This is a genomic window from Marinobacter sp. DY40_1A1 (assembly GCF_016597815.1).
Classification (GTDB): domain Bacteria; phylum Pseudomonadota; class Gammaproteobacteria; order Pseudomonadales; family Oleiphilaceae; genus Marinobacter; species Marinobacter xiaoshiensis.
Window position 1 is genome coordinate 72,443 of the sequence record NZ_VCHA01000002.1, and the last position, 22,714, is coordinate 95,156.

17 protein-coding genes are annotated in these 22,714 nt (G+C 53.7%); 11 read left to right on the forward strand and 6 right to left on the reverse strand.

All coding sequences use genetic code 11. From position 1 onward, the window contains the following. Nucleotides 1–52 precede the first annotated feature (52 nt). Both aceF and aceE read right to left on the reverse strand, forming a co-directional pair. Nucleotides 53–1,705: a dihydrolipoyllysine-residue acetyltransferase gene (aceF, locus tag FFI61_RS06215; RefSeq protein ID WP_200202943.1), complete on the reverse strand. Its 1,653-nt coding sequence runs from the start codon at nucleotides 1,703–1,705 to the stop codon at nucleotides 53–55. Nucleotides 1,706–1,715: 10 nt separating this feature from the next. Continuing rightward, the gene (aceE, locus tag FFI61_RS06220) at nucleotides 1,716–4,379 is read right to left on the reverse strand and encodes a pyruvate dehydrogenase (acetyl-transferring), homodimeric type (protein WP_200369927.1); all 2,664 of its coding nucleotides are present in this window, start codon (nucleotides 4,377–4,379) and stop codon (nucleotides 1,716–1,718) included. Between the two features lie 653 nt (nucleotides 4,380–5,032). On the opposite strand from aceE, the gene FFI61_RS06225 reads away from it, so the two are divergent. Continuing rightward, nucleotides 5,033–6,397 (forward strand): KamA family radical SAM protein, encoded by a 1,365-nt coding sequence (locus FFI61_RS06225; RefSeq protein WP_200369662.1) that lies wholly within the window; start codon nucleotides 5,033–5,035, stop codon nucleotides 6,395–6,397. Nucleotides 6,398–6,723: 326 nt separating this feature from the next. Beyond that, the gene (locus FFI61_RS06230; protein WP_200369663.1) at nucleotides 6,724–8,355 is read left to right on the forward strand and encodes a hypothetical protein; all 1,632 of its coding nucleotides are present in this window, start codon (nucleotides 6,724–6,726) and stop codon (nucleotides 8,353–8,355) included. Nucleotides 8,356–8,422: 67 nt separating this feature from the next. On the opposite strand, the gene FFI61_RS06235 is transcribed toward FFI61_RS06230, so the two are convergent. The 3 genes from FFI61_RS06235 to trxA all read right to left on the reverse strand — a co-directional run bounded on the left by FFI61_RS06235 (nucleotide 8,423) and on the right by trxA (nucleotide 10,598). After that, the gene (locus FFI61_RS06235; protein WP_200369664.1) at nucleotides 8,423–9,184 is read right to left on the reverse strand and encodes a helix-turn-helix transcriptional regulator; all 762 of its coding nucleotides are present in this window, start codon (nucleotides 9,182–9,184) and stop codon (nucleotides 8,423–8,425) included. Nucleotides 9,185–9,206: 22 nt separating this feature from the next. Beyond that, nucleotides 9,207–9,566: a hypothetical protein gene (locus FFI61_RS06240; protein ID WP_200369665.1), complete on the reverse strand. Its 360-nt coding sequence runs from the start codon at nucleotides 9,564–9,566 to the stop codon at nucleotides 9,207–9,209. 168 nt (nucleotides 9,567–9,734) lie between these two features. Then, nucleotides 9,735–10,598 carry a thioredoxin gene (trxA, locus tag FFI61_RS06245; RefSeq protein WP_200369666.1) on the reverse strand — a complete coding sequence of 288 codons (864 nt, stop codon included), beginning with the start codon at nucleotides 10,596–10,598 and terminating at the stop codon, nucleotides 9,735–9,737. Nucleotides 10,599–10,762: 164 nt separating this feature from the next. On the opposite strand from trxA, the gene lon reads away from it, so the two are divergent. After that, nucleotides 10,763–13,213, forward strand: coding sequence for an endopeptidase La (lon, locus tag FFI61_RS06250; RefSeq protein WP_200369667.1), 2,451 nt, complete (start codon nucleotides 10,763–10,765; stop codon nucleotides 13,211–13,213). Nucleotides 13,214–13,232: 19 nt separating this feature from the next. Here lon and FFI61_RS06255 read toward each other — a convergent pair whose 3' ends face one another. Continuing rightward, entirely contained in the window at nucleotides 13,233–13,727 is a 495-nt protein-coding gene (locus FFI61_RS06255) for a MarR family winged helix-turn-helix transcriptional regulator (protein ID WP_200202949.1), read from the reverse strand. 334 nt (nucleotides 13,728–14,061) lie between these two features. Between FFI61_RS06255 and FFI61_RS06260 the strand changes: the two genes are divergently transcribed. The 8 genes from FFI61_RS06260 to FFI61_RS06295 all read left to right on the forward strand — a co-directional run bounded on the left by FFI61_RS06260 (nucleotide 14,062) and on the right by FFI61_RS06295 (nucleotide 22,536). Continuing rightward, the gene (locus tag FFI61_RS06260) at nucleotides 14,062–15,174 is read left to right on the forward strand and encodes a branched-chain amino acid ABC transporter substrate-binding protein (protein ID WP_200202950.1); all 1,113 of its coding nucleotides are present in this window, start codon (nucleotides 14,062–14,064) and stop codon (nucleotides 15,172–15,174) included. 160 nt (nucleotides 15,175–15,334) lie between these two features. Next, nucleotides 15,335–16,258: a high-affinity branched-chain amino acid ABC transporter permease LivH gene (livH, locus tag FFI61_RS06265; protein WP_200202951.1), complete on the forward strand. Its 924-nt coding sequence runs from the start codon at nucleotides 15,335–15,337 to the stop codon at nucleotides 16,256–16,258. Further along, nucleotides 16,258–17,529 carry a high-affinity branched-chain amino acid ABC transporter permease LivM gene (gene livM, locus FFI61_RS06270; RefSeq protein ID WP_200202952.1) on the forward strand — a complete coding sequence of 424 codons (1,272 nt, stop codon included), beginning with the start codon at nucleotides 16,258–16,260 and terminating at the stop codon, nucleotides 17,527–17,529. The genes livH and livM overlap by 1 nt, the downstream gene beginning before the upstream one ends. Nucleotides 17,530–17,535: 6 nt before the next feature. Continuing rightward, the gene (gene livG / locus FFI61_RS06275; protein ID WP_200202953.1) at nucleotides 17,536–18,291 is read left to right on the forward strand and encodes a high-affinity branched-chain amino acid ABC transporter ATP-binding protein LivG; all 756 of its coding nucleotides are present in this window, start codon (nucleotides 17,536–17,538) and stop codon (nucleotides 18,289–18,291) included. A gap of 8 nt (nucleotides 18,292–18,299) precedes the next feature. Then, entirely contained in the window at nucleotides 18,300–19,001 is a 702-nt protein-coding gene (locus FFI61_RS06280; RefSeq protein ID WP_200369928.1) for an ABC transporter ATP-binding protein, read from the forward strand. 268 nt (nucleotides 19,002–19,269) lie between these two features. Then, a complete protein-coding gene (locus FFI61_RS06285) occupies nucleotides 19,270–19,734 on the forward strand; it encodes a DUF3015 domain-containing protein (RefSeq protein WP_200369668.1) in 465 nt (154 codons plus the stop codon). 85 nt (nucleotides 19,735–19,819) lie between these two features. Next, a complete protein-coding gene (locus tag FFI61_RS06290) occupies nucleotides 19,820–21,685 on the forward strand; it encodes a DUF4105 domain-containing protein (RefSeq protein ID WP_200369669.1) in 1,866 nt (621 codons plus the stop codon). Then, nucleotides 21,655–22,536 carry an alpha/beta hydrolase gene (locus FFI61_RS06295; RefSeq protein WP_200369670.1) on the forward strand — a complete coding sequence of 294 codons (882 nt, stop codon included), beginning with the start codon at nucleotides 21,655–21,657 and terminating at the stop codon, nucleotides 22,534–22,536. The genes FFI61_RS06290 and FFI61_RS06295 overlap by 31 nt, the downstream gene beginning before the upstream one ends. Nucleotides 22,537–22,714: the final 178 nt, after the last annotated feature.

The window sequence follows — 22,714 nt, forward strand, 5'->3', positions numbered from 1 at the left end:
GCCCCAGCCAGGAAGACTGAAGGCGGATTCAACGTTATCAACCTACCAGAGCTTAGAGCAACAGGGTACGAATATCCCCTAGTAGCTGACTGAGCAGCGAGGTAAAGCGCGCCGCATCAGCGCCATTCACGGCACGATGATCGTAGGACAAAGACAGCGGCAGCATCAGCCTTGGCTGAAACTCGCTTCCATCCCACACAGGCTTCATAGCCGCTCTGGAAACCCCCAGTATCGCTACCTCCGGCGAATTCACAATCGGCGTGAATGCCGTACCACCGATACCGCCCAAGCTTGTGATGGTGAAACAGGCGCCCTGCATTTCTGCAGGTTTTAACTTCCTGTCACGGGCTTTCTGGGCAAGCTCGGCACTTTCTGCCGCCAGCTCCCACAGTCCCTTCTGATCCACATCACGAATCACCGGAACCATCAGCCCGTTGGGTGTATCCACTGCAATACCAATGTGAATGTATTGCTTGTGAACCACCTCTTTGCGCTCCATATCAAGAGACACGTTGAACTGCGGCAGCTCGGCCAGTGCCGTTGCACAGGCCTTCAGAATGAACGGCAGAGGCGTCATCTTCACGCCCTTCTTCTCACCCGCCGCTTTCTGGGATTTTCGGAATGCCTCCATATCGGAGATATCCGCATCCTCAAACTGGGTTACGTGGGGCACATTAAGCCAGCTACGCTGCATGTTGCTGGCAGTAACCGCCATCATCCGTGACATAGGCTCTCGCTCTATGTCGCCGAACTGGCTGAAATCTGGCAGCTTCACACCCGGTATTCCCGATCCCGTACCAGCGCCCGAGCCTCCCTGCTGAGTCTGTTGCAGCTGACTTTTCACATAGTCGTTCACATCGTCTTTCAGAATCCGGCTTTTCGGGCCAGATCCTTTGATGCGAGTCATATCTGCACCCAGCTCTCTAGCCAGTTTGCGCACAGCCGGGCCAGCATGAACTCTGGCACCCGGTGAGGGTGGCTCGTAGGTTGAACTTTGCGGCTGCACCTCCGGCTCTTTCGGTGGTGCTCCCTCTGACTTGGGCTCAGGCTTCGAATCCTGGCTGGAGCCTGACGATTCCTCGCTCTGCTCTTCAACTTCTTCATCACCGTCGTCGGCAACCATCATCTCCAGAAGTTTGTCACCCTCTGAAAGCTTGTCACCTTCGGCAACCAGAACCTTTACCACTTTGCCAGCATAAGGTGACGGTATATCCATAGATGCCTTATCAGATTCAACCGTCACCAAAGATGCATCTACCTCAATGGTATCGCCTTCAGATATGTTGACTTCGATAACCGGCACTTCTTCCATCCCATCCAGAGGCGGAACCAGCACCGTTTCCTTGCGGGAGCCGCCAGACTTTTTCTTCGGCTCCGGCTTGCTCTTTTCAGGCTCTGATTTGTCCTCGGAACTGGCGCCACTTTCTGCTTTCGCTTCCGGCTCATCCTCCGCTCCGCCAGCGGCGCCTTCCGCGTCCATCATCGCCACCACGTCGCCTTCTTTCACCTTGTCTCCAACCTTCACGGAAAGCTTGGTGATCTTACCGGCACCAGGGGATGGCAAATCTACGGAGGCCTTATCGGTTTCAACAGTCAGAATCGAGTCCTCTGCCTCCACCGAATCGCCGACACTTACCAGAATCTCAATTATCTCAACTTCATCTGCCCCGCCGAGATCGGGAACCTTGATTTCCTGTTCGCTCATGACGGTCTCCTTAGCAGTGCGCCGGGTTCGTTTTGTTACGATCGATACCGTACTTGCGCATGGCTTCAAGAACCTGTTCCTGCTTGACCTCGCCATCTTTCGCCAAGGCAGACAGAGCAGCAACCGTTACGTAATAACGATCCACCTCGAAGAAGCTTCTCAGCTTCTCGCGAGTGTCACTGCGACCAAAACCATCTGTACCCAATGTCAGGAATGTTTTGGGGATAAACGCCCGCAACTGTTCGGAGTGCAGCTTGATGTAGTCTGTCGACGAGACGACCGGGCCTACCTGGTTTTCCAGGCACTGAGTGACATGGGCCTTGCGGACTTTGTCATCCGGGTGCAGCAAGTTCCAGCGTTCCACGTGCTGACCATCACGGGCAAGCTCGTTAAAGCTGGTCACACTCCAGACATCCGAGGCAACACCCCAGTCCTCTTTCAGCATCTGAGCAGCAGCCCGCACTTCATTGAGAATGGCGCCTGCACCCAATAGCTGTACACGCAGCTTTTTCTTGCCGCCTTTCACTTCAACAGATTCGAACTTGTACATGCCTTTGATGATGTCTTCTTCACAACCCTTGGGCATGGCCGGCTGTTCATAGTTCTCGTTTTCCATGGTGATGTAGTAGAAAACGTTTTTGTTCTCTTCAAACATCTCCTTCAAACCGCGATGAATTACCACAGCCATTTCATAGCCGAAGGCAGGGTCATAGGCCTTACAATTGGGAATGGTGTTTGCCAGCACATGGCTATGACCATCCTGGTGCTGCAAACCCTCGCCATTCAGCGTGGTGCGCCCTGCGGTACCGCCAATCAGGAAGCCACGCGCCTGAATATCGCCCGCGGCCCAGGCCAGATCTCCCACCCGCTGGAAGCCAAACATGGAGTAGAAAGCATAGAAAGGAATCAGCGGGAAGTTGTTGTTGCTATAGGATGTCGCAGCCGCTATCCACGCGGCCATAGCACCACCTTCATTGATACCTTCCTGCAGGATCTGCCCCTTCTTGTCCTCCCGGTAATACATGATCTGTTCACGATCCTGGGGCACATATTTCTGGCCTTCAGATGTGTAGATACCCAGCTGGCGGAACATGCCCTCCATTCCGAAGGTGCGGGCTTCATCGGGCACAATCGGCACTATGCGCTTGCCAATGCGTTTGTCCTTGACCAGCGCGCCAAGCAACCGCACAAACGCCATGGTTGTGGATATTTCACGGCCGTTTGAACCTTCCAGAACCTGCTTGAAAATATCCAGATCAGGAATCTGGAGTGGCTGGCAGTCCTTGCGGCGCCGAGGATAGAAACCACCCAGTTCCTGCCGGCGCTTATTCATATACGTCAGCTCTGGACTGTCTGGCGCCGGGCGGTAATAGGGTACGTCTTCCAGCTCTTCGTCTTTCAGCGGAATCGCAAAGCGATCACGGAATGATTTGAGGGTTTCAAGATCCAGCTTCTTCAAGGAGTGAGCCGTATTCTGGGACTCACCCGCTGCACCAAAACCGTAGCCCTTGATGGTGTGGGCGAGAATAACAGTGGGCTTGCCATTGGCATCAGTCGCCGCTTTTTTATACGCGGCATATACTTTGTATGGGTCGTGACCACCACGGTTGAGCTTGTTGATGTCTTCGTCCGTCCAGCCTTCTACCAACTTGGCCAACTGCGGGTACTTGCCGAAGAAATGCTTGCGGGTGTGAGCAGGCCCGTTGTGGGTAAAGTTCTGCAGATCGCCATCGCAGATCTCGTCCATGGCACGCTGCATAACGCCGTGTTCGTCCTGATCGAACAAGGTGTCCCACACCCTGCCCCAGACTACCTTGATCACGTTCCAGCCAGCACCCCGGAAGGCGCCTTCCAGTTCCTGGATAATCTTGCCGTTACCCCGCACCGGCCCATCCAGACGCTGCAGGTTACAGTTCACTACGAACACAAGGTTATCGAGATTCTCCCGACCAGCCTTTGAAATACACCCGAGCGTTTCAGGCTCGTCAGTTTCACCGTCACCTACAAAACACCAGACTTTGCGGTCACCCATTTCAACGAGTTCGCGGCTGTCCAGATACTTCATTACGTGGGCCTGGTAGATAGCCTGAATCGGCCCAAGGCCCATGGAAACTGTAGGGAACTGCCAGTAATCCGGCATCAACCACGGGTGCGGGTAGGAAGAAAGGCCGTCTCCGTCAACTTCTTCGCGATATTTATCAAGCTGCTCTTCTGTGAACCGCCCTTCCAGAAAGGAGCGGGCATAATTCCCCGGCGATGCGTGGCCCTGGAAATAAACCAGATCAGACTCGCGCTTTTCATCACCGCCGTGGAAGAAGTAGTTGAAGCCCACGTCGTAAAGCGTGGCTGCCGAAGAAAATGTGGAAATGTGGCCGCCCAGATCGCCCGGGCGCTTGTTCGCCCGCACTACCATGGCCATGGCGTTCCATCGAATCAGCGAACGAATCCGGCGCTCCATAAACAGATCGCCCGGCATCCTCGCTTCCTGCGTTGCTGGAATGGTGTTCCGGAAAGGCGTCGTGATCGAATAAGGTAATTCGGTACCATCCCGGCTGGCGCGTTCGGAGAGGCGCTCCAGAATGTACTTAACCCGATCTATTCCTTCGTTCTCCATGAGCGATTCAAGCGCTTCAAGCCATTCGCTCGTTTCAATGGGATCATCATCCTGGTACATCAAACCTTCCCCCTTCGCATCCAAAAATGCTGCAGGTGCCAGTCGTGGCATCCGCGCATGCGGTAACAATAAAAACTGTGACAACGACAGTTTTTTCTATGAGTGTTCTGCCGGAAAACTTACCGGCCAAGGGTACAAACTGTATTCATCAAGCATAGAACAGCTTTTCCACTTTTACTGCCTGCCCCCTGTAAGGATGGCCAACTTGCAACACGAACTCGACCAACCCCCTGGACAAGAGCCCAAATTCCGTAGTCTTTTTACTACACAAAACTCCAAATCTACCCTTGAGAACGTGATGCCTTGCGGAAAACAGCAAAATTATTTCGATTAGTTACGCAATAATGCCTTTTTTCCGAACACCAAACAACCAGCCTCAGACCAACGTCTTAGTCCCGCAAGCCATCACTTTTTAATTACCACGCTAAATGATCAAAACAGAAACTACCCGAGAAAAAACTCAAACAATACTCTTATATTTCAACGCTATAGAAAACAACTGAAACCTGGAGTAACTTTATTCAACTCATTTTTAATTAGACCTGAAACTAAACAACAATTTATGTATACTCGCCTGCCCATTTTTTGACCATCGGAGCGGCGTTACTTTTGCCCTCCAGTCACTTCATTCTTTTAACCACAGAGGGCGAACTATGAATTCAATCGTCACCTTCCCTAATCGGATTCCCACCACAGAATTCGAGGAGCGACGCTTCAAGGTTTATACAGACCGCCAGCTAGACAAAATCGAAATCATCCAGAACCTTCCGGAAGAGACTCTGTTTGAAATGAAGGTGGTGGCCAGCGTGCTGCCGTTTCGCGTAAACGAATACGTGATCAATGAGCTGATCAACTGGGACAAAGTACCCAACGACCCCATCTACCAACTGGTATTCCCGCAAAAGGGCATGCTCAAAGACGAACACTTTGAGCGCATGGCCAAGCTGCACCGTGAAGGTGCCGAGAAAAAAGAGATTCAGGCCGTCGCCAAAGAAATTCGCGACGACCTGAACCCGCACCCGGCTGGCCAGATGGAAATGAACATGCCGGAACTGGAAGGCGAAGTGCTCGACGGCGTGCAGCACAAATACCGCGAAACCGTGCTGTTTTTCCCGGCCCAGGGCCAGACCTGCCACTCCTACTGCACCTTCTGCTTCCGCTGGGCGCAGTTTGTGGGCGACAAAGACCTGAAGATGTCCAGCACCGAGGCAGACAAGCTGCACGGCTACCTGCAGGAGCACACCGAAGTAACTGACCTTCTGGTTACCGGTGGCGACCCCATGGTGATGAAAACCAAGAGCCTGGCTCAGTACCTTGAGCCTCTGCTGCAGCCGGAATTCGACCACATCCAGACCATTCGCATTGGCACCAAGGCTTTGACCTTCTGGCCTTACCGCTTTGTAACCGACAAGGATGCAGATGAGCTGATTGACCTGTTCGCCAAGTTGGTGGATGCGGGCAAACACATTGCGATCATGGCCCATTACAACCACTGGCAGGAAATCACCACCGACATCGCCGAAGAGGCCATTCGCCGCATTCGCGCCACGGGCGCTGAAATTCGCGCGCAAGGCCCGCTGATCAAGCACGTTAACGACAATGCGGATGATTGGGCCAGGCTCTGGAAGAAAGAAGTACAGCTGGGCATCATCCCTTACTACATGTTTGTGGAGCGGGACACAGGCGCCAAGAACTACTTTGAAGTGCCCCTGGCCGAAGCCTTTTACATTTACCGCGAGGCCATGAAAAAGGTCAGCGGCCTGGCCCGAACCGCCCGCGGCCCCAGCATGAGCGCAGGCCCCGGCAAGGTTGAAGTTCAGGGCATTACGGAAGTCGCTGGCGAGAAAGTCTTCGTGCTGCGCTTCCTGCAGGGCCGCAACCCGGACTGGGTACAGCGTCCTTTCTTCGCCAAATACAGCGAGACGGCTACCTGGCTGCATGAGCTGGAGCCAGCGTTTGGTGAGGAGAAATTCTTCTTTGAGGATGAGTTTGAGGCGATGAAGCAGGGGATTGGCTAACGCTGCTGCATGAGCAGCATCGCAGATTGCGAGTGAGGCCGGGTGGAAGGATTAACCCGGCCTTTTAGTATGCTGTCTTCTCTTCAAAATCTGTCAAACAATGTAGAATTGTGTTTCTTTATATATCTGCAGTTTAACCACCTATCCCCCTCGAAAGCCTGCCCTTACTGGGCTAAACCCTCTTTTTGCTAAAACCACCTCGAAAATACTGAACCCGGGACACCCCCATATAGGGGCATGCACCCCAAAAGGCACATGCTAACTTCTTCGCCGTTAACATTGTCGATTCATAAGGGGTTTCCAGTGAAAAAATAAAACATATTGCTATGGCGGGCGCGCTGTCCTCCACATTGTTACTTGTTGGCTGCGGTGGATCATCGAGCAGCGAGAGTGGTGCGACGGTTGAACTTATCCGGGTCGACAATAGTGGGGCCCAAGTAGGGGGTGTGCTGGCAACTACAGCAACCTCAATCACCGGGGACTATACCCTCACCCTTCCTGAAGGAGTCAATCTTGCAGGCAACCTGGTTGTAAGAATTACCGGTAGCAATGATGCTCTCCACGCCCAAGTAGTAGAGAGGGAAGTGGACATCTCGCCGGTATCCGAGTTCGTGCTGCAGAAGTTCATCGACCAAGGCGCAGCACTGGACCAACTGGCAGTATCGGATGTTGTTAAGCTTTCTGGCCGAGTGGAGGAGTTTGACATCACTCTGGCAACCGCAGCCAATCTGGACGCCGTTTTTGCAGCCCTGGAAAGTGAAATAGGGGATTTCGTTGAAAATGAAGTGGCCGTTTCCACCGCACCTGCCGGTAACGCTGCCAGCATTGCAGGAAATTACCGTAACGCCGCTTTTTCATTCGGGCTCAGTGACAGTGAGAGCAATGGCTATGGCTCCTTTGCAATCGACGTATGGACGGGCGATTTTGCGTTTGCAGACAATGGAGCCAACAATCTTTCACTCACAATTCTAAACGAGGAAAGCGCATTCGGCGACCTACGTGGTACAGCAGTAAACCAGGGTAGCGTTTACTATGAGAGCGAGGTGGAGCCCAATATCAACGAGACCTTCCCCGGGAAACTCTCTGCCAATGGCATCCTTTCCGTTTCTGGCGAGTTCGAAGAAGATATCGATGGCGATTTTGGCTGGCGCTACCCTCCAATGGCATACAACTTTTCACAAGTTGGCGATTCGGGGCTTTTCTTTCTTCTTACTAACGAAGCGTCTGTCCGGTATGTCACCATTGATGCCAATGGCGATGGAATAAAGGATGCAATCGACCCACAACAAAAAAGTGGCGACGAAATCTTCCGAAATCTCGAAATGTTCAGTCGTCAACCGACAAATTTCAGCGACACTGATCTAGTGGGCCAGTTTGGCCGAGTCTATATCGAGGCCGGCATGTCCACGAGTCATATTGAACTACTCACGGAGACCAACACTCTCACGTTTGCAGGGGACGGCACCTTCACTTACGGCGCCTTTACCGATGCGGACGGCACCAATACGCAAGATGCAAACTTTGGCCAGACGTTCTTGCTGAAGCTCCCAACTGTCGCGCCCGATGTAACGAACAACAAATACCGAATGCTCCTGGTGGCTATGCAGCTGAGTGATAGTGGCGAACTCATTCTCTCTTCAAGCAAATTTAACAGTTATGTGAACATGAGTTCCGCCATAGAGGGAACTGTGGACGGCGCATTCATTGAAGTCATAAAGCCGAATCTTGGTGGCGACATTTCAGTCGAGACGTATACAGAGTCAGGTACAGATCTTACAGCCAATATCGCCAGTAATGGGGCGGCGACACTTACAGTAGGAGACACTGAAGGCACAATGACCATGGAGGGCTTCTTCAACAATGGCGCGACCTTGGGTATCTTCACGCTCCGCTATGCTGATTCTGGAAGCGATCCTGACGAGCTCGGCATCGTTATTCTGGTAAAAACCAACAGTTAATAAACACCCGAAACAGCAGAGCGCCCCTTATCCGAGCGCCCTGCTGTTCACCACACAAGCAGCACATCTACCGCAACAAAGCCGAAAGAATCGTACTAATCAATTGCCCCTGCCGACTCTGACCGGTTTTATGGAATATCTGTTTCAGATAACTACGAATGGTCGCCTCACTTTTATGCCGTTTTGCGGCAATGTCTTTCAGGCTGAGGCCGGTAACAAGATCCTCACAAACCTCCGCTTCCACCGGGGAAAGTAAAAAGTACTCGGCAATCTCTTCGGCACTGGGAAACACTCTCGAATCTGAATTTATCACCGTTATCAATACACCCCCGGTCAGCAAATCATTATGCTCAAGAGGCCTTAAGGTCATTACCAGCGGGGTTTCTTTATCCCGACCAATGATCAGGGTTTCAGGACGCGCGGTCTCATCGCCTACAACGACACCAGAAGCGCGCGTAACTGCACCAAGAAAGGCCTTTTGAACAACACTGGACTGAAAGCAGATGCGCTGATCCCGAATAGCCAGGCACTGTTCCCGGCCCATCAACTCATCACCTCGCTGATTCGAAAGCACCACATGCCCCCGGTTGTTCAAAACAAACGCCGCCTCGGAAATCAGCTCTGCTATTGCTGAAAGTGATTGTTCCGCGCTTGGATGCTGGTGAAAGGTCTGCGCCAGGCCGACCGTTTGCCGTACAAATGGCACAAGGCGGTTCAAGGCTTCAAGCTCTCCCGGTACATAGGGGCCTTGAGCGACAGTACGTTGAACGGTAAGCAATATAATGTGGGTGCCTGATGCATCAACCACCAACCACGCCGAATCAAGCATGCTCTGATCTGACTCCCACCGATCATAATCGTCGCCGGGACGGGCCATTCTCCAATAGCGGCAAGGCGGAATTGAACTCGCCTGGCGGCTGAGTAATCGCATAATTGGTGACTGCATCATGCTCAATCATATTGTTGTCAAGATACCAGGCTAGAACCTCATCAGAGAGCCCGGCGTGCCAGAGATGCTCTATCGCCCGGGGCGCCTTGCGGATGAAGGAAAGCTGGGCTGCGCATCCGTTAATGGCGGCCGTCAGCATAGCCAGAAAATCATGGAAGCCGGCTTGGTGCTGTAAAGACTCATACAGGCACCGAATCAACTCAGGCTCATCTGGAAGGACTTCCTGGTGGCTATATGCCCCATGAAGCGATTGAGACTCCATCAGCTCTCCCACGTAGTTGGTTTTTATTGTTACGGGAACTTATTACTTGCTTCCGCTAACCAAACTATAGAAGAAACTCAACGATATGTAGAGAAAAACGGGCTATCAGGGATTTTCGAGGAAGTTAGCGGGCCATCGTCATGGCGGACAACCCGCTAAATAATGGGATCAGTGCATAAGGGTATAAAGCTTGCGCCGGTATACGCGCACATCCGGGTTGTTATTCCCCAGCTTCTCAAACAACTCAACCAAGGTGGTTTTAGCCACCTCGTCTTTGTATTTACTGTCTACCTGCATAAGTTTGATGAGTAGTTCCATCGCTTCCGCATTTTTGTCCTGCAGCACATTGTGCAGCGCCAAAAGGTGCAAGGCATTGGGGTCTTTCGGGTTCTGCTCCAGCGCCATTTCAAGATCCTTCATGGGCGGTAGCTCTGCAGACTGCTTCAGGAACTTTATTCTGGCCGCCAGCTGTTTTGCCTGATGCTGCAGCTTTTCCTCTGGCGGAAGGCTTTCAAGCACCTGCTCGGCGGTTTCTATGTCACCACTTTCGGCTTTCAGCTGGGCCAGATCGATCAGCACCTTCATATTTTCCGGATCTTTCCGGTTCATCTCAGTGAGAATAGCCAACGCTTCATCAACATCACCTTCCTCCCAGATGCGGTGGGCTTTCTCGTATGGCGCTTCCTCAGGAAGCTCAACATGTTTCTCTAGCACCTTGCGGATTTCACTCTCAGGCAATGCCCCGTTGAATCCATCAACGGCCTGTCCATCCTTCACCATAATAACGGTTGGCAGGCTGCGCACACCCAGGCTGGTAGTTAGCTGCTCCTGCTCATCCGCATTGACCTTCGCAAGCCGAAAGGCCCCCTCGTACTCGATAGCCAGCTTTTCCAGCAAAGGCATTAGCTGTTTGCAGGGCGCGCACCACTCGGCCCACACATCCACAAGTACGGGCGTGGTAGAGGAGGCATCCATAACCTCCTGCTGGAAGTTTTCCATGGTGGCTTCAAAAATATGGGGAGAGCTGCTCATGTAGGGCACCTGAAATGTTCGTATATTGGTTAAAGCATAAATGGGGTTACAGAACTGGAATTCAAGAGCGTCAGGCCAAGGCTTGTGTGCCCTTGAGCTTGAAAATATAACTTTAGGCTCTAGGTAGTGAACAGACACGCCTCTTATCAGGAAGCATTAGCAGCATGAATCACGACACCGACAAAGACTCGCTGGAAGAATTCGAGGAAGACATCACCGAATACATTGGCAAAAATGAACACAGCAAGGAGTTGGCACTGCCGGCACAATCCTTGCCCAAGCGGATGTATGTATTGCCTGTATCAAACCGGCCATTTTTTCCGGCACAGGTGCAACCTGTCGTGGTTAATCAAAACCCATGGCAGGAGACCCTCAAACGCGTAGCCGAAACCGACCACAAAATGCTTGGCATTTGTTTCGTCGATGATCACCAGCCTGGGCAGAACATACCCGAGAGCGGCGAACTGGCCACGATTGGCTGCGCTGTACGGGTTCACCATGCGCAGAACAAGGATGGCAACGTTCAATTTATAGCCCAGGGTCTGCAGCGCTTCCGCATAGTTCAGTGGCTGCGCCGCAAACCGCCGTATCTGGTCGAAGTGGAATACCCTCAGGAGCCCGAAGAAGACGCCGATGAAACAAAGGCATACACCCTTGCCATCATCAGCGCCATTAAAGAACTGCTACGCACCAACCCGCTCTATGGCGAGGAAGTAAAGCAGTATCTCTCCCGCTTTGGTCCGGAAGACAGCTCCCCGCTGACAGATTTTGGCGCATCCATGACCAGCGCGCCCGGCACGGAGCTGCAAGAAGTTATAGACACTGTCCCGCTGCTCCGACGCATGGAAAAGGTGCTGTTACTGATGCGCAAAGAGCTGGAAGTTGCACGGCTCCAGACTGAAATCAGCGACGAAGTGAATGAGAAGGTGCAGAAGCACCAGCGAGACTTCTTCCTGAAAGAACAGCTCAAGGTTATCCAGCGCGAACTGGGCATGTCGAAAGACGACAAAACGGCCGATGCAGAGCGCTTCGAAGCGCGCATGGCGGAACTTGATCCGCCCGAGGCTGTGCAGGAGCGCTTTGATGAAGAACTGCAAAAGCTGCAGATTCTGGAACAGGGATCGCCGGAGTATGGTGTTACCCGCAACTACCTCGACTGGCTCACCCAGGTGCCCTGGGGCCAGCATTCCGAGGATCAGTTTGATCTGGCAAAAGCCCGCAGCATTCTGAACCGCGATCACGATGGCCTCGATGATGTAAAAGACCGGATTATCGAGTTCCTCGCCGAGGGTACGTTCAAGGGCGAAGTGAGCGGTTCCATACTACTGCTTGTTGGCCCGCCGGGTGTGGGTAAAACATCCATTGGCCACTCAGTGGCGGACGCGCTCGGGCGCAAGTTCTACAGATTCAGCGTTGGCGGCATGCGCGATGAAGCTGAAATCAAGGGCCACAGGCGCACCTATATCGGCGCCATGCCCGGTAAATTTGTGCAGGCACTGAAAGACACAAAAGTGGCCAACCCGGTGATCATGCTGGACGAAATCGACAAGATCGGTGCGTCTTATCAGGGCGACCCCGCGTCTGCACTGCTGGAAACCCTGGATCCGGAACAGAACAAGGAGTTTCTGGATCACTACCTGGATGTGCGTATGGACTTGTCCAAGGTGCTGTTTATTTGCACAGCCAACCAACTGGATACCATTCCCCGCCCGTTGCTGGATCGCATGGATGTTATTCGCCTGTCCGGGTATATCACCGAAGAAAAGCTGGCGATAGCCAAACATCACCTGCTTCCACGTCTACTGAAGCGGGCCGGATTGCTCAAGAAGCAGTTCAATATTACCGATGCTGCCATCCGCCAGATTATTGAAGGCTATGCCCGGGAGGCGGGCGTGCGGAATCTGGAAAAGATGCTTCACAAGGTCATGCGAAAAGGCATAGTAAAGCTGCTCGAATCCCCGGACGAGCCAATAAGGGTAGGCGTATCGGACTTGCAGGAATATCTGGGCCAGCCTGCGTTCCGCAAAGAGAAAGCCCTGAAAGGAATTGGGGTGGTCACCGGATTGGCCTGGACCTCTATGGGCGGCGCAACGCTGAGCATTGAGGCGTCACGAATTCATAGTAGCCAACGAGGCTTCAAGCTGACCGGCCAGCTTGGTGATGTCATGAAGGAATCCGCAGAGATCGCCTACAGTTACGTTGCCTCGAATCTGAAGCGGTTCAAGGGTGACCCTGGCTTTTTCGACAAGTCATTCGTACACCTTCATGTACCGGAAGGCGCAACACCTAAGGATGGGCCAAGTGCAGGTGTCACCATGGCAACAGCACTGCTTTCCATTGCCCGCCGGGAAGCACCTCAGCAAAACACAGCAATGACAGGAGAGCTGACACTCACCGGCCAAGTGCTACCCGTGGGAGGCATTCGCGAAAAGGTCATCGCGGCCCGCCGACAGAAAATCAGCAACCTGATTCTTCCGGAAGCGAACCGAGGAGATTACGACGAACTACCGGACTATCTCAAAGAGGGTCTGACCGTTAACTTTGCCCGACACTATAACGATGTGTTCCAGGTGTGCTTTGGCAACAAACCCAAAACCGGTTCAGTGGTGCATTGAGGCCGGGGAAAGAAAAGGCTCAGGCCTTTTCTTTCCAGCCATCATCCTTCAGCACAGGGCCGACATCCAGCACGGGTGAAGCATCAATGTCGTCGGCATCCATCATGTTGGCGACTCGCTGAAGGGAGGCCAGAATCATGTTCTGCTCCCATTCATGAAGGCTCTGGAATTTCTTGATGAAGTCTTCTTGCAAGGGGTTGGGCGCGCGAGAAAGTATGTCGGCACCACTCTCCGTCAGATGCGCATGAACCTTGCGTTTGTCTTGCGTACTGCGAACACGGTAAACCAGTTGCCGATGCTCCAGGCGATCAAGAATGGTAGTGACGGTTGCCTGGCTCAGGCTCACCTTGTCGGCAATGGTGCCAATCGTGACTTCACCCAGATCCCGGATGGTCCGCATAATCAGGAGTTGCGGCCCGGTAAGCCCCGCATTCTTGCTGAGTCGCTTGGAATGAAGATCTGTTGCCCGGATAACACGTCGGAGTGCCACCAGAACATGTTCATAATTCTGCACTGTATTACTGCTCCAATAAGGCCTACCGGCCATTGCTTACACCACTAACTATTAGAGGTTTTCGTACCCCTGAATGCAAGCAAATACACGCGCCTGCTTCCTTTTTTCCCCACTGCACGCAATACTTTTTTAATGTGAGCTTTGAACAGTTGCGCGACAACGAAAGCTTCCGCACACTGGCACTCACAGATCATCTCTACATCACCGGGACTTTAACTGGAAAATGTTAAATGATCGCAGAAGCCTCGGGCTAGCTTGACAAGGCAGGATGTGTAGTGTTTGTTTAGCTATCTGAGAACATAAGAATAACCCTGAACCTAACAGGACAGACTCAATGACAACTTCACTAAAAAAACTCGTAACCGCCGTTAGCACTTCCGTTGCACTCATGGGCGCAGGCTACGCAGCTGCAGACATCCAGATTGGTATCGCTGGTCCAATGACCGGCCCGGTTGCCCAGTATGGCGACATGCAGTTCTCCGGCGCCCGTATGGCCATTGCACAGATCAACGCAGCCGGTGGTGTAATGGGCGAGAAGCTCGTCGCTGTAGAGTACGACGACGTTTGCGACCCCAAACAGGCCGTTACTGTTGCGAACCGGTTGGTAAATGATGGCGTCAAGTATGTCATTGGCCACCTCTGCTCAAGTTCAACCCAGCCTGCGTCTGACATTTATGAAGACGAAGGCATTCTGATGATCACTCCTGCATCAACCAGCCCGGAAATCACCGAGCGTGGTTATGAACTGGTGTTCCGCACCATCGGCCTCGATAGCATGCAAGGCCCGGTTGCCGGCAACTACATCGCCAGCCAGAACCCCAAGCGCGTTGCTGTCGTGCACGACAAGCAGCAGTACGGTGAAGGTATCGCCACCGCCGTTCGCGACACTCTGAAAGACAAAGGCGTCGAAATCGCCATGTTTGAAGGTGTCACCGCCGGTGACAAAGACTTCTCTTCTCTGGTGACAAAGCTCAAGCAAGCCGACGTGGACTACGTTTACTTTGGCGGCTATCACCCTGAACTGGGCCTGATTCTGCGCCAGGCGCGCCAGGCAGACCTGAAAGCCAAGTTCATGGGTCCTGAAGGCGTTGGCAACAAAGACATCAACACTATTGCCGGCGAAGCCGCAGAAGGCCTTCTGGTAACTCTGCCACCCAGCTTTGATGAAAAGGCCGAGAACAAGGAACTGGTTAAAGCATTCGAAGCCAAAGGTGAAGATCCATCAGGCCCGTTTGTGCTGACATCTTACGCCGCCGTCCAGTTGGTTGCCCAAGGCATTGAAGCAGCGAAATCCACGGATGCATTCGACGTGGCAGCAGCACTTCGCAGTGGCAGCTTTGAAACGCCAATCGGCACAGTGCAGTACGACAAAGCCGGCGATATGAAGTCATTCGAGTTTGTTGTGTACGAATGGCATTCAGATGGCAGCAAAACTCCGGTAAACTAAGCCAGATCGTTACTAAACGGTAATCAAAAGAGCACCTTCTCACCGCGATCCGGGAGAAGGTGTTTTTCTAGGCTCCCGTTAATTCTGTCTCATTCCTGGCGTAGTTATCCTGCGCCAGGCTGAAACAGCGGAGGGAGCGGGCCTCCGGAGTCAAACAATAATGCAAGACCTCCTTTATTTCTCTCAGCAGCTCATTAACGGGCTTACGATCGGGAGTGCCTATGCCCTGATCGCCATCGGCTACACGATGGTTTACGGCATCATTGGCATGATCAACTTTGCCCATGGTGAGATCTACATGATCGGCGCCTACACCGCGCTCATCGCCATTACCGGCCTGACAGCTCTCGGCCTTGCCTGGCTACCACTGATTCTTATCGTTGCACTTCTGTGTGCCATGCTCGTCTCCAGTTCCATGGGCTGGGCAGTAGAACGAGTCGCCTATCGGCCAGTTCGCGGCCGTCACCGCCTGATCCCATTGATCTCTGCAATCGGCATGTCCATCTTTTTGCAAAACTATGTTCACCTGGCTCAGGGCTCCCGCAACATCGGCTTTCCTGCGCTCATAGAAGGCGGGTTCAACTTCAGCGCTGATGGTGCATTCGAGATGTCGCTCTCCTATATGCAAATCACCATCTTTATTACCACATTGATTTGTATGACCGCACTGTCGCTCTTTATTTCCCGCTCCCGCACAGGCAGAGCCTGCCGGGCTGTTTCCCAGGATATCGGCATGGCCAGCCTGCTGGGCATAGACACCAACCGCATCATTTCCGCCACTTTTATCATCGGCGCAGCACTGGCAGCAGTTGCCGGCCTGCTCCTTGGCATGTACTACGGCTCGGTTGATCCATTATTCGGCTTTATCGCGGGGCTCAAAGCCTTTACCGCGGCAGTACTTGGAGGTATCGGCAGCATTCCCGGCGCCATGCTTGGCGGCCTGATTCTCGGGGTCTCGGAAAGCATGACATCTGGCTATCTCAGCGGTGAGTATAAAGACGTGGTCTCCTTCGGCCTGCTCATTCTCATACTGCTGTTCAAACCCACGGGCCTGCTCGGCAAACCGGAGGTTGAGAAGATCTGATGGCTGCTAACAACATAAGACACGCCCTGTTCTGCGCGATTGTCACACTAATCATTTCTTTCCCTATTCTTGGCCTTAGCCTCGAAGCCAAGGGCGTAAACATCACGCTCTCCGGCGCAAAAACCTCAACCTATGTCGCCATAGTGCTGGCTGCGGTTGCCGTGTTTGTGTTCCAGATCTTCCGCGATACATTCATGGGCGCGCTGGGCAAGCTACCCAACCTCAACCCCTTGGCCGGCAGAGAGCCAATGGAACAGAACAAACGGGTAAAGCTCGAATCCTGGTTACTGACAGGTATCGTGGTGTTTGCACTGTTCTGGCCGTTCCTTGTGTCACGGGGCTCGGTGGATCTGGCAACGCTGGTACTGATCTATATCATGCTGGCTCTGGGCCTTAACGTAGTCGTAGGCCTCGCGGGCCTGCTGGATCTCGGGTACGTGGCATTCTATGCAGTTGGTGCTTACACCTTCGCCCTGCTGTCCCAGTACACTGGCATTTCGTTCTGGATGGCCTTGCCTATCGGGGCCTTGCTGGCCGGTTTGACCGGAATGATTCTGGGCTTCCCGGTATTACGGCTGAGGGGGGATTATCTGGCGATCGTCACCCTGGGCTTTGGCGAGATCATCCGCATCCTGCTCAACAACTGGACAACTCTGACCGGCGGCCCCAATGGCATTGGCGGCATTCCCGAGCCCACCCTGTTTGGCATGGAGTTCGGCCGTCGCGTGAAGGAAGAAGGCAACACCTCCTTCCACGAAACCTTTGGCATTGCTTATAGCGGCGAGCACAAGGTTATCTTCCTGTATCTGATTGCTCTGGTGCTTGCGGTTATTACGGCGCTGATCATCCGACGCTTCATGCGGATGCCCGTTGGCCGGGCCTGGGAAGCCTTGCGGGAAGACGAAATCGCAGCTCGCTCCCTTGGCCTTAGCCGAACGGCCGTCAAGCTATCTGCCTTCACCATTGGCGCTTTCTTTGCCGGGTTTGCGGGCACTGTATTTGCCTCCAAGCAGGGGTTTATCAGCCCCGAATCTTTCGTGTTCCTTGAATCCGCCATCATCCTGGCAATCGTGGTTCTGGGCGGCATGGGCTCTCAGCTTGGCGTCATATTGGCGGCTATTGCGGTAACCATCCTGCCGGAACTGGCACGAGAGTTTTCCGAGTACCGCATGCTTATTTTCGGCGCTGCCATGGTGCTGATGATGGTGTGGCGACCACAAGGCTTGCTGCCTGTGCGCCGTGTCCAAATCACACTGAACAAGCAGGGGTGACAGACGATGCTTGAAGTACAAAATCTGTCCATGCGTTTTGGCGGCCTGCTGGCAGTTGACGGCGTTTCACTGGACGTGCAGGAACGGGAAATCGTTTCTATCATCGGCCCTAACGGCGCCGGAAAAACCACCGTATTCAACTGCCTGAGCGGGTTTTACAAGCCCACGGGCGGCAAAGTCATTTTTGAAGGCAAAGAGATACAGGGTATACCAGACTACAAGATTTCCCGGCTGGGTATGGTGCGAACCTTTCAGCACGTGCGCCTGTTCACTCAGATGACCGTTGTGGAGAACCTGCTTGTAGCCCAGCACCGCCACCTTAACACCAACATGATTGCCGGCCTGCTGGGCACGCCCAATTACAAGGAACGGGAACAGAAAGCGCTGGATCGCGCAGCCTATTGGCTGGAGCGTGTTGGCCTTCTGGATCTCGCCAACCGGGATGCAGGCAATCTGGCTTACGGCCAGCAGCGGCGGCTTGAAATTGCTCGCTGCATGGTCACCGAGCCCAAACTGCTAATGCTCGACGAGCCCGCGGCTGGCCTGAACCCGGCGGAAACCAAAGAACTCAACCAGCTGATTGTGAGCCTGAAAGAGGACTACAACGTTTCCGTGGTGCTGATTGAGCACGACATGAGCCTGGTAATGGATATTTCCGACCGGATTAACGTCATCAACCAGGGCAAACCCCTGGCCAGCGGCACCCCGGAAGAAATCCGCCACAACGACGACGTGATCAAAGCCTACCTGGGCGAGGCCTGACTATGAGCATGCTTGTACTAGAAGATGTCCACACCCACTACGGCAAGATTGAGGCCCTGCATGGGGTATCTGTTGAGGTAAACAAAGGGGAAATTGTCTCGTTAATCGGGGCCAACGGCGCTGGGAAAACAACGCTGCTGATGACAGTATGCGGAATGCCTCAAGCCACGTCCGGGCGCATCATTCTGGAAGGCCGGGATATCACCCGCGAGCCCACCGCGCAGATCATGCGTTCAGGGTTGGCCATAGTGCCAGAAGGTCGGCGTATATTCTCTGGCCTGACGGTTGAAGAGAACCTGCACATGGGCGGGTTCTTCACCAGCAAATCCGAGATTCGCAAAAGCCAGGCCCATGTATACGAACTCTTCCCGCGATTGAAAGAACGTGAGAATCAACGTGCGGGCACCATGTCTGGTGGCGAGCAGCAGATGCTGGCCATAGGCCGGGCACTGATGAGCAGCCCCCACATGATCATCCTGGACGAACCCTCACTCGGGCTGGCGCCACTGATCATCAAACAGATCTTCGAGATCATCGGCCACCTGCGGGACGAAGGCATTACGGTGTTCCTGGTGGAGCAGAACGCTCACCAGGCATTGAATCTCGCCGACCGTGGCTATGTATTGGAAACAGGGAAAATTCGCCTGCATGACACAGGCAAAAACCTGCTCGCCAATCCGGACGTGCAAAACGCCTATCTGGGGGGCTAAGCGTCAATTCGCGTGACTCAAAACCGGAGCCTGCTCCGGTTTTTTTATGCCCGTTTTCTATCCCGCCAAATGAAAAAAGGCAAATAGTCTGGCGAAATCAAATAGTCACAGAAGTGTAGACTTGCCTTTATCAAATCTGCACTATACTCAAGGCAACGGTCTTAATGCCTGTCTCCACGGGAGCCCGTCAGGGCCGTTCCCCACAGCCAGCAACCGAGCTGGCCATGTGGATTTTGCGACGACTGTATAAAATACAAAGGAGTGGATAATGAAAAAATTGATCGCAGGTGCAATTCTTCTGGGTGCTTCTTCCATGGCTTTTGCTCAGCCTGGCTGTGGCGTTGGCGCCATGATCTGGAAAGGCCAATCAGGTATTGCTCCGCACGTACTGGCTGCTACAACTAACGGCACATTCGGCAACCAGACCTTCGGCATGACTTCTGGCACATTGGGCTGCACGACCAACGAGTCTGTTCAGTCAATGGCGATGTACATGGACAGCAACATCGACAAAGTAGCTCGCGACATGTCTCGCGGCAACGGCGAGAACCTGGAGACTCTGGCAGTTCTTCTGGGTGTTGAAGAAGCAGATCGTGGCGATTTCCGTCAGATTCTGCAGGACAACTTTGCTGCTATCTTCCCAAGCTCCGACACCACTTCTGGTGAAGCAGTAGACGCAATCGTCGCCCTGCTGGAGAAGAATGAGTCGCTGAGCAAATACGTAGCGGCCTGATAGCTAAACCGTAGGGATGCACCAAGCGCCAAGGATGGCGCGCTCCCCTCGCTTCATAACTCCCGACCGGACCTTGTATTAACCCATGGGCAAAACGCTTCGCATTGGGCCAGTGGTGCTTTGGCTCATCGCCAGTTTACCTCTACAGGCTCAGACTCAGGCCACCAAAGACCCGCTCCATCTGGATCCGGCCTGGCTCACACTCATTCATTATCAGCCCGACCTGCTCGGGAATGGCCATACCAGCCAAGCCGACGACCCGGACTTTTTTCTGAGCGAGGATGGCAAAACCTCCCCCAAGGCAGAACTGGAGGCGACACTGGCAGCAATACAACAAACTGGCAGCGGCGATAATCATGCCCGATGCCGTTTTCCTGCGCGGGATGCCTGGCTTCGTGAACGTCTGGAGCTACCGGCAACGGCAGCAGCGTGCCCGGGTTATCAGAAATGGACGGAAACGCTGAATACTGAAAGCGTTACGCTGGTTTTTGCTGCCTCATATCTGAACAGCCCTTCATCAATGTTCGGGCACACATTTCTGCGACTGGACCCACCCCAGGAAGACGAGCAAACCAACCTGCTGCTCGCCAATACGATCTCTTATGCGGCTGATGCCGCTGCCCACGACAGCGAATTGCTGTTCGCCTATCGTGGAATCTTTGGTGGTTACCCCGGCATTACAACCATTCAGCCTTATTACGAAAAAATCCGGCTCTACTCGGATATAGAGCACCGGGATCTTTGGGAATACAAACTCAACCTGAATCAGCAGGAAGTAGACTTCATGCTGGCTCACGCCTGGGAAATCCGGGACCGGAATTTTGATTACTACTTTTTCGATGAAAACTGCGCCTACCGGCTGCTGGCACTCATCGACATCGCGCGCCCTGGCACCAACCTCCTGGGCGAAGTCAGCACTCACGCCATTCCTTCTGACACCGTGCGCTGGGTGGTCGATAAAGATCTGGTTGAGAAGGTGCACTACCGTGCGTCTGCCGCCACGGCTGTAGCCCACAGCCTGGATGCGCTACCCAAACCACAGCAGACTCTTGCCGCAGCCATCGCAAATGGCTATGTGGAGCCAGACAGCGACGAAGTACTTGCCCTGCCAGCTCAAGAACGGGCGCACCTGCTAGACGCCACCTACGATTACGTGCGCTATCAAACTGAGGCGGATAGCTGGCCTAGAGAGGTCGCTGCTCCTCTATCCCACAACCTTCTACGCGAGCGCAGCAAAATTCACGGTGTAGTTTCCCTTGATGAACCACCAGAACCTCAGGTGCGTGACGATCAGGGACATGACACTTTCCGCATAAGCCTGGGAGCCGGCCAGTTGGACCATCGTGAGTTTACCCAGCTCACATTCCGACCGGCCTACCACGACGTTCTTGACCCACCGGCCGGCTATCGCAGTGGGGCACAGTTACAATTCCTGCGCCTGGATGCTCGCTACTACACAAACAACGACGAACTTCAGCTAGAGCAGCTTACTGGCGTTGAAATCCGCTCCCTGAGCCCGAGAGATGCGTTTTTCTCACCTTTATCCTGGCAGGTGGGCTTTGGTGGTCGTCGTACCGATACCGGCTACAAACGGGTTCTGACGCCCTACCTGGAAGGTGGTGCAGGTGGGAGCTGGCGCTTGGGCCAGCAAACGCAGGCCTTCGCCGTTTTTACTGCAGATGTGGAAATCGATGACGACCTTCGTCGCGGCTACGATGCGGCACCCGGCGCTGACATCGGCCTGTTGCACCAGAACAACCAATTCAGCCTGCTGGCCGGTGCAAAAGCCAAGGCCTGGATCGTCAGCAGTCAACACCGGCAAGATCAACTTTACGCCAAAGGCGACTGGCACTTCGGCCGCGAATTCAGCCTGTTCGCCGAATTTACCAGAGAAGATCACTACGACAGGTACCAGAGCGCATGGCACGCCGGACTCCACGTTTACTTCTGAAAACACGCTCGCTGAAAGCGCCCCTGCTGGCGCTTTTCGTCTCAGCCGCAGTACTTATGCAGGGCGGCTGCAGCAGCCTGTTCTTCTTTCCGGACAAGAACACCTACATCACCCCCGATCGCCTGAATCTTTCCTACGAAAACATCCACCTCAACACCGCAGACGGTGAAACCCTCCACGGCTGGTGGTTACCCGCAAAGGGCGAAGTAGTACAAGGCACCGTATACTTCCTCCATGGCAACGCCCAAAACATCAGCAGCCACCTGCTCAACGTGGCTTGGCTGCCAGCCGAAGGCTACAACGTATTCGCCATCGACTACCGGGGCTACGGTAACTCAACAGGCGCGCCCGACATAGAAGGCGCCCTGCACGATTCCGAAACCGGCCTGCGCTGGCTAGCCACAAAGCCTGAAACCAAAAACACCCCCATCTTCCTCCTGGGCCAAAGCCTGGGCGGCGCCTTAGGGCTAACTCTCGCCAGCGAATGGGTACAAAGAAACGAAACCCCGGAACTCAACGGCGTCATCCTCGACGGCACCTTCTCCGGCTTCCGTGGCATTGCGAGAGAAAAGCTCTCAGACTTCTGGCTAACCTGGGCCTTCCAGGTCCCCCTGAGCTGGACCATCCCGGACGAATACGAAGGCGTAGACCTTATCGCCAATATTAGCCCCACCCCGATTATGATCATCCACAGCGTGCGCGACGGTATCATCCCTTTCCATCACGGGCAGGCGCTTTATGAAGCTGCTGGCGAACCAAAGCAATTCCTGCCGACAGACACGCCTCATACGGCTACGTTCATAATTCCTGCGTATAAGGACGCCGTGTTGGAGTTTTTAGAAGGCAAATAGGCAACTCGGATACATAAGCCTCAGTCGGAAGAACCTTTTCAAAACTGTAGAGGGCCAAGGACGGCCCGAAACAAGCGCACATGGATGTGCTCGTAGCGTGTTTTGAAAAGGTTCTTTCGACTGAGGCCGCCACCCAAGCAGGGAGGCAAAAAAAACCCGCCAATCCATAGGAAAGGCG